General features: G+C 65.1%; 12 protein-coding genes. 9 read left to right on the top strand and 3 right to left on the bottom strand.

Annotated elements, in window-relative coordinates; translation table 11 throughout:
* Positions 1-199: 199 nt before the first annotated feature.
* Both ACE10Z_RS10675 and ACE10Z_RS10680 read right to left on the bottom strand, forming a co-directional pair.
* Positions 200-466: an HGGxSTG domain-containing protein gene (locus ACE10Z_RS10675; RefSeq protein WP_375787881.1), complete on the bottom strand. Its 267-nt coding sequence runs from the start codon at positions 464-466 to the stop codon at positions 200-202.
* Positions 463-1,122 (bottom strand): hypothetical protein, encoded by a 660-nt coding sequence (locus ACE10Z_RS10680; RefSeq protein ID WP_375787882.1) that lies wholly within the window; start codon positions 1,120-1,122, stop codon positions 463-465. Before ACE10Z_RS10680 ends, ACE10Z_RS10675 begins: the two co-directional genes overlap by 4 nt.
* 319 nt (positions 1,123-1,441) lie before the next feature.
* Here ACE10Z_RS10680 and ACE10Z_RS10685 point away from each other — a divergent pair, with 319 nt between their 5' ends.
* The 4 genes from ACE10Z_RS10685 (at position 1,442) to ACE10Z_RS10700 (ending at position 7,545) form a co-directional block, all read left to right on the top strand.
* On the top strand, positions 1,442-2,758 hold the full coding sequence (locus ACE10Z_RS10685) for an ISNCY family transposase (RefSeq protein WP_375783413.1): 1,317 nt from the start codon (positions 1,442-1,444) through the stop codon (positions 2,756-2,758).
* 370 nt (positions 2,759-3,128) lie between these two features.
* Positions 3,129-5,450: a molybdopterin guanine dinucleotide-containing S/N-oxide reductase gene (locus ACE10Z_RS10690; RefSeq protein ID WP_375787883.1), complete on the top strand. Its 2,322-nt coding sequence runs from the start codon at positions 3,129-3,131 to the stop codon at positions 5,448-5,450.
* Between the two features lie 150 nt (positions 5,451-5,600).
* Positions 5,601-6,644: an alpha/beta fold hydrolase gene (locus ACE10Z_RS10695; protein WP_375787884.1), complete on the top strand. Its 1,044-nt coding sequence runs from the start codon at positions 5,601-5,603 to the stop codon at positions 6,642-6,644.
* A gap of 25 nt (positions 6,645-6,669) precedes the next feature.
* On the top strand, positions 6,670-7,545 hold the full coding sequence (locus tag ACE10Z_RS10700) for a PhzF family phenazine biosynthesis protein (protein ID WP_375787885.1): 876 nt from the start codon (positions 6,670-6,672) through the stop codon (positions 7,543-7,545).
* Between the two features lie 5 nt (positions 7,546-7,550).
* Here the strand turns inward: ACE10Z_RS10700 and ACE10Z_RS10705 are convergent, their stop codons facing one another.
* Positions 7,551-8,063, bottom strand: a complete 513-nt coding sequence (locus ACE10Z_RS10705) for a helix-turn-helix domain-containing protein (protein ID WP_298366994.1) — start codon at positions 8,061-8,063, stop codon at positions 7,551-7,553.
* Between the two features lie 208 nt (positions 8,064-8,271).
* On the opposite strand from ACE10Z_RS10705, the gene ACE10Z_RS10710 reads away from it, so the two are divergent.
* The 5 genes from ACE10Z_RS10710 (at position 8,272) to ACE10Z_RS10730 (ending at position 13,697) form a co-directional block, all read left to right on the top strand.
* Positions 8,272-8,910, top strand: coding sequence for a 2-hydroxychromene-2-carboxylate isomerase (locus tag ACE10Z_RS10710; protein ID WP_375787886.1), 639 nt, complete (start codon positions 8,272-8,274; stop codon positions 8,908-8,910).
* 86 nt (positions 8,911-8,996) lie between these two features.
* Positions 8,997-10,511 (top strand): class I adenylate-forming enzyme family protein, encoded by a 1,515-nt coding sequence (locus ACE10Z_RS10715; RefSeq protein ID WP_375789802.1) that lies wholly within the window; start codon positions 8,997-8,999, stop codon positions 10,509-10,511.
* Between the two features lie 52 nt (positions 10,512-10,563).
* Positions 10,564-11,301 carry an SDR family oxidoreductase gene (locus tag ACE10Z_RS10720; RefSeq protein WP_375787887.1) on the top strand — a complete coding sequence of 246 codons (738 nt, stop codon included), beginning with the start codon at positions 10,564-10,566 and terminating at the stop codon, positions 11,299-11,301.
* 12 nt (positions 11,302-11,313) lie between these two features.
* Complete coding sequence (locus ACE10Z_RS10725; RefSeq protein WP_375787888.1) at positions 11,314-12,495, top strand: acyl-CoA dehydrogenase family protein; 1,182 nt, start codon at positions 11,314-11,316, stop codon at positions 12,493-12,495.
* A gap of 71 nt (positions 12,496-12,566) precedes the next feature.
* The gene (locus ACE10Z_RS10730) at positions 12,567-13,697 is read left to right on the top strand and encodes an acyl-CoA dehydrogenase family protein (protein ID WP_375787889.1); all 1,131 of its coding nucleotides are present in this window, start codon (positions 12,567-12,569) and stop codon (positions 13,695-13,697) included.
* The last annotated feature ends 3 nt before the right edge of the window (positions 13,698-13,700 follow it).

Below are 13,700 nucleotides of genomic sequence, written 5' to 3' on the forward strand. Positions count from 1 at the left end.
TGCCCGATGCCAGTTCGGCGTCGGGCACAGCGCAGCGCGGCGGGACCCGGGCGCTTTTCCCATCCATCATATTTTCGTCGCTTAGCGATACAGATCGAGGGCTTCGCCAGAAGCAAGAATTGCGGTGACAGCGCGAAAGCGGATCACGCGCGGAATCTTTCAATGGCGCAGATCATTAGTGCGCCGTCCCCGAAACTAATCACCTCATTCCCTCCAGCACCCTCCGCACATCGCCTAACAACGCCCGAATCTCCCTCCGCTCTGCGATCGCGTCCCTCGTGAACAGGCCGTGCTTGCGTGCGTTCCGGTTTGCCCTTGGCGCGCCGGATCCCTCGGCGCCGCCGTGCATGCGGCAGCGCGTCTTGTCGCGTACAGCCGGCGCGCGGCACGCGCCGCCGGTGCGGGTCTTGGCGCCGCAGCGCCGGCTCGCCAGCATCGCTCCGGTGGTTCTGATGTGATCGCTCATGCCGGTGCGTCCGGCCCGGCATCCGCGGCATCATGCCGTCGCCTGGCGCGCGCGGGCCTCAGTGCCCGCGTCGCCGCTGCCCGGGTCTGGTCGGAAACGATCACGCTCGCATGCTGGGTGACGTTGCCGACGATGGCGTTGCCGCCGTCCTCCACTTTCACGTTCTGCACGGTGATGGCGGGCTCGCGCTGGCTGCGATAGCGGGTCAGCGCGTCGATCTGGGCGGGAAAGGTGCGGGTGAGCCGGCCGAGCGCGCGCGCGGCGCTGTCGTGCTGGGCGAGGTCGTCGGCATGCGCGAGGTGATGGGCGCAGCGCATCGCCATCACATGGACCGAGACCATCTGCGCCACCAGCATGGCCTCGACGGAATCCCGCGGCTTGAGGCTCTTCACCATCGAGATCATGAAGGCGAGGTTGACCTCGCAGGGCTTGCCGCCGCTCACGCTGGCCTTGACCAGTTGCCGCAGGATGCCGTCCATCGCGTCGCGATCGGCGGCCCCCAGCGCGTTCGCCATCAGCGCTTCGCCGAGCTTCGGGTCGGGGTGGTCGATGGCGTATCCGCGCCGCGAGAGCTTTATGCGCGGCGTCGCGGTGGCGTGGCTCTGGCCGGTTGCGGCGGGCATCGTCGGCACGGTGATGTCAGGTGCAGTCGTCATGTCGATGGTCCTTGGGGCGCGCGCGGCATGCGCGCAGGCGATCGCTCGCTGCGCCAGCCGGTGCGATGTCGATTGTTGGGAGGGGTTCGGCCGCAAGCGCGATCGTCGCGCCCGCTGCTGCGGAGAGGGGGCACTTGCACGATTTCGGAATATTGGAAATTTACCCCTGATTTGCCCGACGTGTCAAGTTGCCTCGTCGAACGTGTCAGTAGCTCGTGATCTGTCGCCTGTTTGTAGCTCGTGAAGTGTCGTGTTTTCGGTGCCCCGGAACAAAGGGGGCACGATGGGCACGGCATCCATTCACGAGGGTGTACGACGGATGCGGTTTTCAAGTTTGTTGGAGCGGACGGAGGCCAAGGAGCTGACGCAGGAGGCGGCGTCAGAGGTTCTGGGGATCAGCGTGCGGACCTTTCAACGTTGGGCAGAACGCTTTGAGGCGGAGGGCGATGACGGGCTTGTCGACCGGCGGATGGGTCAGCGCTCGCCGAGGCGGGCGCCGGAGGAAGAACTGGAGCGGATGCTGGGGCTGTTCCGGGACAAGTACGCGGACTTCACGGTGAAGCATTTCCACGAGCAGCTGCAAAAGCGGCATGACTATATGCTGGGCTATACGGTGACCAAGCTGGCCTTGCACGCGGCGGGGTTGGTGCGGAAGGCGCCGAAGCGTTCGGCGCACCGCAAGAAGCGCCCACGCCGGCCGCTTCGGGGCATGCTGCTGCACCAGGACGGATCGCGCCACGTCTGGATCGAAGGTCTGCCCGCGAAGGACCTGATCGTCACGATGGACGATGCGACCAGCGAGATCTACTCGATGGTGCTGGTCGAGGAAGAAGGAACGGCCTCGACCTTCCAGGCCTTGCGCGAAGTGATTGGCGAGCACGGCCTGTTCTGCGCGCTCTACACCGACCGCGGCAGCCATTATTTCCTGACCCCAAAAGCTGGCGAGAAGGTCTCCAAGACGCAACAAACCCAGGTGGGACGGGCTTTGTCGCATCTTGGGATCGAGCATATCGCAGCCTATTCGCCGCAGGCGCGCGGGCGCTCCGAGCGGGTGTTCGGCACGTTGCAGGATCGGCTGCCGAAGGAGCTGCGGCTTGCCGGGATCACGACGCTCGAAGCCGCCAACACGTGGCTGAAGACGCATTACATCGCCGGGCACAACGCCGCGTTTGCGATCAAGCCCGAACAGGACGGCACGGCATTCGTGGCCGACCGCCATGAGGCCTGGCGCGAGGCGCTGTGCGTGATCGAGGAGCGAACCGTCGCCAACGATAATACCGTTGCATGGAACGGTCGGCGGCTGCAGCTGCCGCAGAGCCGGCTCAGGCCTCACTTCGTCAAGGCTGTGGTGCGCCTACATGAGTATCCCGATGGCACCGTCAGCGTGTTCCTCGGACCGCATCGGTTGGCGATGTTCAGCGCCAACGGACACCAGATCAGCCCCGACGCGCCTCAGCCTGGCAGCGTGCTCGGAGCCGTCAAGGACAAGCCCTTGCGGGCGCGCAAGCGCGCGTCCTTGACCGCTCCTGCGCGCGCCGCCGTCGAGACAGCGCGGGTCGGGGCGGAGAAACGGGCTTCAAGTCGAACAAAGAAACCGACCCGGAGGGCTAAAACCGCCGCAACAGCCATGGCATGATCAATCAGGGAAAGCCGTCCCCGCCTTCCGGCTCCCCTGCAAATCTGAAACGAAGGCGACAGATCACGAGCTACAAAAACACGACATCTTCACCCGCTACGGACAGTTGCCTCGTCGAACGCAGTTGCCTCGTCGAACGCCGGCAGCCGGCCGCTTACTGTGCATGGGGTTGTTTTCGATATTTTGGCCGCGCGCCCCCGCGGCGGGGAGTTCCGTCACCGTTAGGCGCAGTCATGCCGGCACGGCACGGGCGGATAACCGGCTGGCGGGTATCGCGTGCCGACTGGATCACTATACTGGCCCGAGCGTTGCGACCGGCGCGGCCTTGGCGCCGGCCCGCGGATGAAGGACACTCGATGAGCGAAACCCGATGAACGAAATCTTGGGCTACCCCGATCCCGGCCTCGATCTGTCCGATGGTTTCAAGCCGCATACCTCGCATTGGGGCGTGTTCTCGGCGCGGCTCGGCAAGCAGGGTCTCGAAGTCCGGCCCTATGGCGGCGATCCCGATCCGAACGGCATCATCAATAACTTCCCCGGCGCGCTGCGCCACCAGGCGCGCATTGCCCAGCCTGCGATCCGCCGCGGCTGGCTCGAGCGCGGCCCCGGGCCCGACGATCGTCGCGGCCGCGACGAGTTCGTCTCGGTCAGCTGGGAGCAGGCGCTCGATCTGCTCGGCGGCGAGCTCGCGCGGATCCGCGACACGCTCGGCCCGGGCGCGGTGTTCGGCGGGTCCTATGGCTGGTCCAGCGCGGGCCGCTTCCATCACGCGCAGAGCCAGGTGCACCGCTTCCTCAACATCGCACTCGGCGGCTATGTCCGTTCGGTGAACTCCTATTCCTCAGGCGCGTCCTCGGTGCTGCTGCCACAGATTCTGACAGGCTACGAGGACATCACCAAGCGCAACGTCACCTGGGAGCAGATTGCAGCCGAGACCGACATCGTGCTGGCGTTCGGCGGCATGGCGCTGAAGAACTCGATGGTGGCCGGCGGCTCGATCAGCAAGCATGTCGAGCGCGGCGCGATGGAAGCGGCGCAGCGGCGCGGCTGCCGGTTCATCCTGGTCAGCCCGCTGCGCGACGATCTGCCTGTCGAGGCCGGCGCCGAATGGCTGACGGCGACACCCGGCACCGATACCGCGCTGATGATCGGCATCGTCCACACCCTGGTCAGCGAAGGCCTGCACGATCAGGCGTTCCTCGATCGCTACACCGAGGGCTGGCCGGAGTTCCTGCGCTATCTGACCGGCGAGAGCGACGGTGTGCCCAAGAGCGCCGAATGGGCCGCCGCGATCTGCGGCATCGACACTGAGGCGATCAGGACGCTCGCGCGTCGGCTTGCCGGGCGGCGTGCGCTGATCACCGTGTCGCATTCATTGCAGCGCGCCGAGCATGGCGAGCAGCCGGTGTGGATGGGCATGGTGCTGGCGGCAGCGCTCGGCCAGATCGGCCTGCCCGGCGGCGGCTACGCCTATTCGCTCGGCGCGATCGGCTATTACGGGCGTCGCGTCAATGCGGTGCCGGGACCGACGCTGGGGCAAGGCCGCAACGGCGTCGCCGACTTCATTCCGGTGGCGCGCATCGCCGACATGCTGCTCAATCCCGGCACCAGCTATCGCTACAATGGCGAGACGCGGACCTATCCGGATATCCGCCTCGTCTATTGGGCCGGCGGCAATCCGTTCCACCATCACCAGGACCTCAACCGCCTGCGCAAGGCCTTTGCGCGGCTCGATACGCTGGTGGTGCATGAGCTCGCATGGACCGCCACCGCGCGCCACGCCGACATCGTGCTGCCCTCGACCATGACGCTGGAGCGCGAGGACATCGGCTATTCCAGCAACGATCCGCTGATGGTCGCCATGCACCGGATCGCCGAGCCGTTCGGCCTTGCGCGCGACGACTACGAGATCTTCGCCGATCTCGCCGAGCGGTTAGGGGCCCGCGAGCCCTTCACCGAAGGGCGCACGTCGCGGCAGTGGCTCGAACATCTCTATGAGCCGACCCGTAAGGCGCTCGCCGCGCGCGGGCTCGAGGCCCCTCACTTCGAGGAATTCTGGGAACGCGGCAGCCTGGTTGTGCCGCAGCATCTCGACGACGGGGGCTCGCTGCGCCGCTTCCGCGAGGACCCCCTCGCGCGGCCGTTGCCGACACGAAGCGGCCGCATCGAGATCTTCTCGCAGAAGATCGCGGATCACGGCGATGCCGATTGTCCGGGCCATCCGGTCTGGCTCGAGAAGACCGACACGCCGACATCAGGTGCGCCGTGCTTCCTTGTCGCCAACCAGCCGGTGACGCGCCTGCACAGCCAGCTCGATTTCGGCGGCCATTCGCTAGGGGCCAAGCATCGCGGCCGCGAGGTCGCGTGCATGAACCCGCGCGATGCGACCGCGCGCGGCATCACTGAGGGCGACATCATCCGCATCTTCAACGCGCGCGGCGCCTGCCTTGCCGCGGTGCATGTCACCGACGGCATCGCGCCCGGCGTGGTGCAGCTGCCGACCGGCGCCTGGTACGATCCGATGGACCCCGAGGAGGAGGCCTCGCTCTGCGTGCACGGCAATCCGAACGTGCTGACCCGTGACATCGGCACGTCATCCTTCGCACAGGGCTGCACCGGCCAGCTCACGACCGTCGAGGTCGAGCGTTTCAACGGCAATCTGCCGCCGATCCGGGCGTTCGATCCGGCGTAGAGCATGATCCGGAAAAGTGCGAAGCGGTTTCGCGACAAACGCGTCGCGTTTGCGCGGAGATCACGAACAAATCATCGCTGGGCGCTGGATGGCGCCCAGCCGTTCGGCTACGGCATCACGAAGTTGTCCCTGAGTTCTGGATTTGCTGAGATGTACCTGAAAGCCCTGCTTCATCTTGCCGTCACTGCGATTATCGTGCTCGGCGCGTCCAGCGCATTCGCGCAATCGGCCGCCGAACCGGCCTATGGACCGGAACTACAGGGCTTCGACTATCCCTATCCGGTCGAGCATTATCGCTTCAGCTCGCAGGGGCAGGAGCTCGATATGGCCTATCTCGACGTCAAGCCGGCGACGCCGAACGGCCAGACCGCGGTGCTGCTGCACGGCAAGAATTTCTGTGCCGCGACCTGGGACGGCACCATCAAGGCGCTCAGCGGCGCCGGCTATCGCGTGATCGCGATGGACCAGATCGGTTTCTGCAAATCCAGTAAGCCCGAACGTTATCAGTTCACCTTCCAGCAGCTCGCCGGCAACAGCCGCGCGCTGCTGGCTTCGCTTGGGATCGAACACGCGATCATGGTCGGTCACTCGACCGGCGGCATGCTGGCGATGCGCTACGCCCTGATGTATCCGGAGGCCACCGACCGCCTGGTGCTCGTCGATCCGATCGGGCTGGAAGACTGGAAGGCCAAGGGCGTGCCCTGGCTCAGCCTCGACGGCTGGATGCAGCGCGAGACCCGCGTCACCGCGGACAGCATTCGCGCCTATGAGCGCGCCACTTACTATGCCGATACCTGGGATCCATCCTACGAGACGTGGGTGCAGATGCTGGCCGGCATGTATCGCGGGGAGGGCCGCGCCGCCGTGGCGTCGAGCTCGGCGCGGCTCTACGACATGATCGCGACCCAGCCGGTGTTCTACGAATTCGAGCAGATCAAGCCGCCGACCTTGCTGTTCGTCGGCGACAAGGACACCACCGCGATCGGCAAGGACACCGCGCCGCCGGAGATCCGCAAGACGCTCGGCAATTATCCGGTGCTGGGCAAGGAGGCCGCGAAGCGGATTCCGCATGCGCAGCTGATCGAATTCCCTGACCTTGGCCACTCGCCGCAGATCCAGGCGCCGGCGCGCTTCCACGCGGCGTTGCTCGGCTGGCTGCAGCATCCGGAAACCGGAGCGACGCTGGTCAAATAGCAACGCGAGACAAGCGGGCGACATCATGACGACAGCCGAGATGGTCAGCGTGTTCACGGTGGATGGGCAGGGCGGCAATCCCTGTCCGATCGTGGTCGATGCGAGCGGCATGAGCGCGTCCGAGATGCAGGACGTTGCCCGCCGCCATGGTCACGAGTCCGGATTCGTGTTGCCAGCGCAGAGCGACGATTTCGACGCCACGTTCCGCTTCTTCGTCCCGAACCATGAAATGGAGATGTGCGGCCACGCCACCATCGGCGCGCTCTGGCTGCTGGCGCGCCATGGCAAGCTGCCCGGCGATACGATCCGGATCTCGACGCGCAGCGGCCCTGTCACCGGCTTCATCAGCCGGGATCGCAACGGCGAGCCGAGTGTCGAGATCACCCAGCCGGCCGGGAAGACCGTTCCGCTCACCGATGGGCAGCGCGATGACGTGCTTCGGGCGCTCGCGGTCGGGCCGGATGCGATCGGCGCGCCAACGCCCTGCAATGCGGTCACATCGCGGATCAAGACCCTGATTCCGATGCGCTCTCCCGAGGCGCTGAATGCGCTGGATCCCGCCGCCGAGGCCGTCGAAGCGGTCTGCGGCCGGATCAGATCGACCGGGCTCTATCCATTCGCGGTGATCGACCAGAAGGCGCGTCTGTTCGAGGCGCGGCAATTCCCGCGCGCGTCCGGTTATCGCGAAGATGCCGCAACCGGCATCGCGGCCGCGGCGCTGGCGTTCGGTCTGCTCGATTATGGTCTGGTCGCGCCGAACGACGACGAGATTCGAATCCTGCAGGGCCGGGCGATGGGGCGTCTGTCGGAGATCCGCGTCCGCATCGGCTTTGCCGGCGGCCGTCCTGTCGGTTGCCTGCTCGGCGGCAATGTCGCGCTGATGGCTGCGCCGTCACACTGAATGAGCTAGCTCGATTCCGCGGCGCGCTTGGCGCGCTCCCGCGCGCTGGCGTGCACCGGCGACGATTTCCGAGCACCGGGGCCCGGATGCACATGGACCGCCTTCGCGCTCAGCGGCTCGCCGCATTCCGAGCAGACCATGACAGGGTCGAACATCTTCCCGCAGGTCTTGTGTTCGTGCAGCAACGGCCGGCCGCGCGCATCGACCATGTGGACGTTGCCCCAGTGCACGATCGACATGATGATCGGATAGAGATCGAGACCCTTCTGCGTCAGGATGTATTCGTAGCGCTTCGGCGCCTCCTGATAGGGAATCTTGCGCAGCACGCCGAACCGCACCAGCTTCTTCAGCCGGTCGGCGAGCAGATGCCGTGTGATCCCGAGCGATGCCTGGAAGTCATCGAACCGTCGGATGCGCAGGAAACATTCGCGCAGGATCAACAGGCTCCAGCGGTCGCCGATCACGGCCACTGTACGGGCCAGCGAGCACGGCTCCTCCTCGAGGGTATCCCATTTCATCGGCGTCTCCTGCGATCTGCGACGGCATCGCACATAAAATTCTAAAACAGAACTTACGTCATTTCAACAGGATGCCTACGCAATGGCCGCCACTCGGTCATTGGATGACAAATATCATATTGACAGTTCTAAAATAGAACTTATGGTCCGGGCCACGATCAACCGGGCGGCAACAGGCATTGCCGCCCATCGAAGGGAAGGGCGTTCCATGGCTGCTCCGCTCAAGGTCGAATTCCACTTCGATTTCGGAAGCCCCAACGCCTATCTCGCCGAGCTCGCGCTGCCCGGGATCGAGAAGCGCACCGGCGTCAAGTTCGACTACGTCCCGGTGCTGCTCGGCGGCGTCTACAAGGCGACCGGCAACATGTCGCCCGGCGAGTCGCTGCGCGGCATCAAGAACAAGCCCGAATACAACGCGCTCGAGACCGAGCGCTTCCTGCGCCGTTACAACATCACGAAATTCGCCATGAACCCGTTCTTTCCGGTGAACACGCTGGCGTTGATGCGCGGTGCGGTGGCCGCACAGTTTGAAGGCGTGTTCGAGCCCTATTTTCGCGCGGCTTACAACCACATGTGGGTTGAGCCCAAGAAGATGGACGACCCGCAGGTCTTCCGCGAAGCATTCCTGTCCTCGGGGATCGACATCGATCGTCTGATTGCCCGCGCCCAGCAGGACGACGTCAAGAAGAAGCTGATCGACAACACCAGCGACGCGGTCGCGCGCGGCTCGTTCGGATCGCCGACTTTCTATGTCGGCAACGAGATATTCTTCGGCAAGGACAAGGTACGCGAGGTCGAGGAAGAAATCGTCGCGCAGCTGGCTGCGGGGCAGCGCAAGACCGCGTGAGTGGAGAAATCCTCAACACAACAAGCCCGAAGGGTAGCGACAGGGAGGTTTCAGTGCAGGCGCCGATCCGGATTATCGAAGGAAGTGTGGAAGGCTTGCCGAACCGTATCCACGAGGTGATCGATCACCACGTCACGGCGACGCCGGATCATCCTGCGCTGGTCGACGACAACACGCAGTTGACCTATCGCGAGCTCGATCGAACGGTCGGCCGTGTCGCCGAGGCATTACAGGCGCTGGGCATCCGTGCCGGCGACCGCATGATGATCGTGAGCGAGAATTCGATTCCGCTGGCCTGCCTGCTGCTGGCGGCAAGCCGGCTCGATGTCTGGTCAATCGTGGTCAATCCGCGGCTGTCGCCGCGCGAGCTGGATCAGATCAGGGATCACAGCGGCGCCCGCCGTGTGTTGCTGACTGCCGATGTATCCCAAGAGGCGGCCGCGCATGCTGCGCGCTATGAGGCTGTTGTGCAGGATGTCGGCCCGCTCCGCGGCGTTGCCGTCACTGGCCTGAACCTGGCGACCACGGTTGAGCCGGTCGAGGCCGACGGCGCCAACCAGGTCGCGGTCCTGATCTACACGTCCGGCACCACGGGCACGCCGAAGGGCGTGATGCTGACGCATCGCAATCTGCTGTTCAGCGCCCGCGGCACCGCCGGCTTCCGCAAGATGGCGGCCGACGACGTGCAATATTGCGTGCTGCCGATCTCGCATATCGTCGGCATCTCGCTGCTGACGATGACCTTGATGGTCGGCGCCACCGTGCGGCTGGTCGCCAAGTACGACCCGGCCGCGCTGGTCAAGGCGATGGCCGAGGAGGGCATCACGATCCTGAACGGCGTGCCCGCCACCTATCAGCGTCTGCTCGAATACCGGCGCAATGCCGGCCTGCCGAAGCTCGATCGCGGCCGGTTGCGGGTGATCTCGGTGGCCGGCGCGCCACTCGACCTCGAGCTTAAATCCAGGGTCGAGCAGGAACTCGGGCTGCCGCTGCTCAATGGCTACGGCATCACCGAATGCTCGCCCGGCATCTCCGGTGTCCGGCCCGATAACCCGCGAGCCGACCACGCGGTCGGCGCCGTGATGCCGGGCCTCGAGGCAAAGCTGGTCGGCCGCGACCTCAAGCCGGTCGCGCCGGGCGAAGTCGGCGAGCTCCATGTTCGCGGCCCGAACGTGATGCGCGGCTATTATCGCGCGCCCGATCTGACCGCCAAGGCGATCGACCCCGACGGCTGGTTCAACACCGGCGATCTCGCTCGCTTCGAGAATGACATCCTCTACATCGTCGGGCGCACCAAGGAGATGATCATCCGCTCCGGGTTCAACGTCTATCCGGCCGAGATCGAGGCGGTGCTGAGCACGCACGACGCCGTGGTGCAGTGCGCCGTGGTCGGCCGCCCGGTTGAGGGCAATGAGGAGGTCATTGCCTTTGTGCAGCTGATCAAGGGTTCGACCGCCACCGTGCAGGACTTGATGGCCCACATCGCACCGCAATTGACCTCGTACAAGCGCCCGTCCGAGATTATCCTGATGGACGCGCTGCCCGCGACATCGACGGGCAAGCTGCTGAAGCACAAGCTCGCGGAATCGTTGCGCAGTTGAGCCTGCCGCGTCGCCCGCAACATCGTTCACTCGAACAAGACCGGAGTACACCATGCAGAAGAGAAACAAGACGGTGGCCGTCATTGGTGCCGGTGATTTCATCGGCGGCGAGATCGCCAAGAAATTCGCCTCCGAAGGCTTCACGGTCTTCGCCGGCCGCCGCAACGGCGACAAGCTCGCGCCGCTGGTCAAGGAGATCGAGGCTGCCGGTGGCGAGATTCATGCGCGCTCGCTCGATGCGCGCAAGGAAGAGGAAATCATCTCGTTCCTCAACGACGCCGACAAGCATGCGCCGCTGGAGGTCTGCATCTTCAACATCGGCGCCAACGTCAACTTCCCGATCCTGGAGACCACCGAGCGCGTGTTCCGCAAGGTCTGGGAGATGGCCTGCTATTCCGGCTTCCTGGCGGGGCGCGAGGCGGCGCGGCTGATGACAGCGCGTGGCGAGGGCAACATCTTCTTCACGGGGGCGACCGCGTCGCTGCGCGGTGGCAGCGGCTATGCTGCGTTCGCCAGCGCCAAGTTCGGCCTGCGCGCGGTGGCGCAGGCGATGGCGCGCGAGCTTGGTCCGAAGAACATCCATGTTGCGCATCTGATCATCGATTCCGGCGTCGATACGGCCTGGGTGCGCGAGCGCCGCGAGCAGCTCTGGGGCAAGGAGGCACTCGACAATCCCGACCTGCTGATGCCGCCGGCTTCGGTCGCGACGTCCTACTGGCAGCTCTACCAGCAGCCGAAGAGCGCCTGGACCTTCGAGCTGGAAATCCGCCCCTTCGGCGAGAAGTGGTAAGGAGCATTACAGATGGAGCTCGCGCTCTCTCCTGAAGACGCGGCGTTTCGTGACGAAGTCCGCGCCTTCATCAAGGATAACTACCCGGCGGAGATGCGCGTCCCTAATCCGGAGACCGATCTCTCCAAGGAGCAGATGCTGCTGTGGCATCGCATCCTTCACGAGAAGGGCTGGATCGCGCCGCTTTGGCCCAGGGAATACGGCGGACCCGGCTGGTCGATCACCCGCCGCTTCATCTTCGAGCAGGAGACGACGCGCGCCGGCACGATGCCGCCGCTGGCGTTCAGCGTCACCATGGTCGGTCCGGTCATCTACACCTTCGGCAACGACGCGCAGAAGAAGAGATACTTGCCGCGCATCCTGTCCGGCGAGGATTGGTGGTGCCAGGGTTATTCGGAGCCGGGCTCCGGCTCCGATCTCGCCACTGTCCGCACCAAGGCGGTGCGCGACGGCGACCACTACATCGTCAACGGGCATAAGACCTGGACCACGCTGGCGCAGCATGCCGACTGGATCTTCTGTCTGGTTCGCACCGATCCGGCCGCCAAACCGCAATCCGGCATCTCGTTCCTCCTGATCGACATGAAGTCGCCGGGCGTCACGGTGCGGCCGATCATCACCATCGACGGCTCGCACGAGGTCAACGACGTCTTTCTGGAGAACGTCCGTGTTCCCGCCGAGAATCTGATCGGCGAGGAAAACAAGGGCTGGACCTACGCCAAATTCCTGCTCGGCAATGAGCGCACCAGCATGGCCGGCATCGGCCGCTCGACGCGCTACATCGCGCGGCTGAAGAAGATCGTGAAGGCCGAGATCCCGGAAGACGATCCGGCGCATCTCGAATTCATCAGGGACATCGCTCGCGTCGAGCTCGACGTGCTGGCGCTGGAGGCGACCGAGCTTCGGGTCGTCGCCCAGATGGCGCGTGGCATCGATCCGGGACCCACGGCCTCGCTGTTCAAGATCCGCGGCACCGAGATCTTTCAGAATATCACCGAGCTGACCCATCGCGCGATCGGCAATGACGGCCTTGCGATCCGCGAGCATCCGGTCAGCGCCAATCGCTTCATGCCGGGCCCGGATTACGGCCACACGGCATCGGAGAAATATCTCAATTCGCGCAAGCTCTCGATCTACGGCGGATCGAACGAGATCCAGCGCAACATCATCGCGAAGGCGGTGCTTGGGCTCTAGAGCATGATGCTCAAACAGGGACCCAGAGCGCATCTCATCGCGCTCTAGCAGTAGCGGCACGAGAGGATCGGATGGATATCCAGTTCACGGAAGAGCAGGAATTGTTGCGGTCCAGCGTGCAGCGGCTGCTGCGCGACCGGTATGACTTCGATGCGCGCCGCAAGATCGTCGCCAGCGAGGAGGGCTTCAGCCGCAAGCATTGGGCTGAACTCGCCGAGCTTGGCCTGCTCGCGGCACCGTTCTCGGAAGCCGTCGGCGGGCTCGGTGGCGGACCGCTGTCGACCATGATCATCATGCAGGAGTTTGGCCGCCATCTCGTGGTCGAGCCGTTCGTCGAGACTGTTGTCGTTGCGGGTGGCCTGCTCGAGCAGGCAGGCTCCGACGCGCAGCAGCAGGCCCATATCGCCGACATCATCGCGGGATCGAAGCTGTGGGCACTGGCGTGGACCGAGAGGGGCTCGCGCTTCGATCTCGCCACCGTCACCACGACGGCCCGCCGGGAGGGCAACGACTATGTCCTCACCGGCGAGAAGACGGCGGTGATGGCGGCGCCCTGGGCAGATTATCTGATCGTCTCCGCCCGCACTTCGGGCCATCGCCACGATCGCGGCGGCGTCAGCCTGTTCGTGGTCGATCGCCGCGCCGCCAATCTCGATCTGCAGAGCTTCAGGACGATCGATGGCCGCCGGGCGGCCGAGATCAGCTTGCGCGGCGTACGCGGCGAACTGCTCGGCCGGGAAGGCGAGGGCGTCGCGGCGCTGGAAGCCTGCCGCAACCGGGCCATCGGCGCACTCTGTGCCGAGGCAGTCGGCGCGATCGGCGAGCTGAACGACGCGACACTCGACTACTCCAAGACGCGCAAGCAGTTCGGCGTAACGATCGGCAGCTTCCAGGTGCTGCAGCACCGGATGGTCGACATGTTCATCGCGCATCAGGAGGCGTTGTCCCTGATGCAGCATCTCAGCCTCAGCCTCAACGACGATGAGGCGGGCATCTCCCGGCTGGCTTCGGGCGCCAAATCCAAGATCGGCTATGCCGGCAAGTTCGTGGCCGACCTGGCGGTGCAGCTGCACGGCGGCATGGGCATGACCGACGAGCTCAATGTCGGCCACTACTTCAAGCGGATTTCCTCCATCAACATCCAGTTCGGCGATCCCGCCTACCACGTGCTGCGCTTCGCGCAGCTCGACGCGGTCGCATAAAGC

This window comes from Bradyrhizobium sp. Pha-3, from assembly GCF_042258615.1.
Classification (GTDB): Bacteria; Pseudomonadota; Alphaproteobacteria; order Rhizobiales; family Xanthobacteraceae; genus Bradyrhizobium.

Bases quoted from the DNA above. Each gene is read 5' to 3' on its own strand.
- ACE10Z_RS10675 (WP_375787881.1), bottom strand. From the start codon at position 466: ATGAGCGATCACATCAGAACCACCGGAGCGATGCTGGCGAGCCGGCGC.
- ACE10Z_RS10680 (WP_375787882.1), bottom strand. From the start codon at position 1,122: ATGACGACTGCACCTGACATCACCGTGCCGACGATGCCCGCCGCAACC.
- ACE10Z_RS10685 (WP_375783413.1), top strand. From the start codon at position 1,442: ATGCGGTTTTCAAGTTTGTTGGAGCGGACGGAGGCCAAGGAGCTGACG.
- ACE10Z_RS10690 (WP_375787883.1), top strand. From the start codon at position 3,129: ATGAACGAAATCTTGGGCTACCCCGATCCCGGCCTCGATCTGTCCGAT.
- ACE10Z_RS10695 (WP_375787884.1), top strand. From the start codon at position 5,601: ATGTACCTGAAAGCCCTGCTTCATCTTGCCGTCACTGCGATTATCGTG.
- ACE10Z_RS10700 (WP_375787885.1), top strand. From the start codon at position 6,670: ATGACGACAGCCGAGATGGTCAGCGTGTTCACGGTGGATGGGCAGGGC.
- ACE10Z_RS10705 (WP_298366994.1), bottom strand. From the start codon at position 8,063: ATGAAATGGGATACCCTCGAGGAGGAGCCGTGCTCGCTGGCCCGTACA.
- ACE10Z_RS10710 (WP_375787886.1), top strand. From the start codon at position 8,272: ATGGCTGCTCCGCTCAAGGTCGAATTCCACTTCGATTTCGGAAGCCCC.
- ACE10Z_RS10720 (WP_375787887.1), top strand. From the start codon at position 10,564: ATGCAGAAGAGAAACAAGACGGTGGCCGTCATTGGTGCCGGTGATTTC.
- ACE10Z_RS10725 (WP_375787888.1), top strand. From the start codon at position 11,314: ATGGAGCTCGCGCTCTCTCCTGAAGACGCGGCGTTTCGTGACGAAGTC.
- ACE10Z_RS10730 (WP_375787889.1), top strand. From the start codon at position 12,567: ATGGATATCCAGTTCACGGAAGAGCAGGAATTGTTGCGGTCCAGCGTG.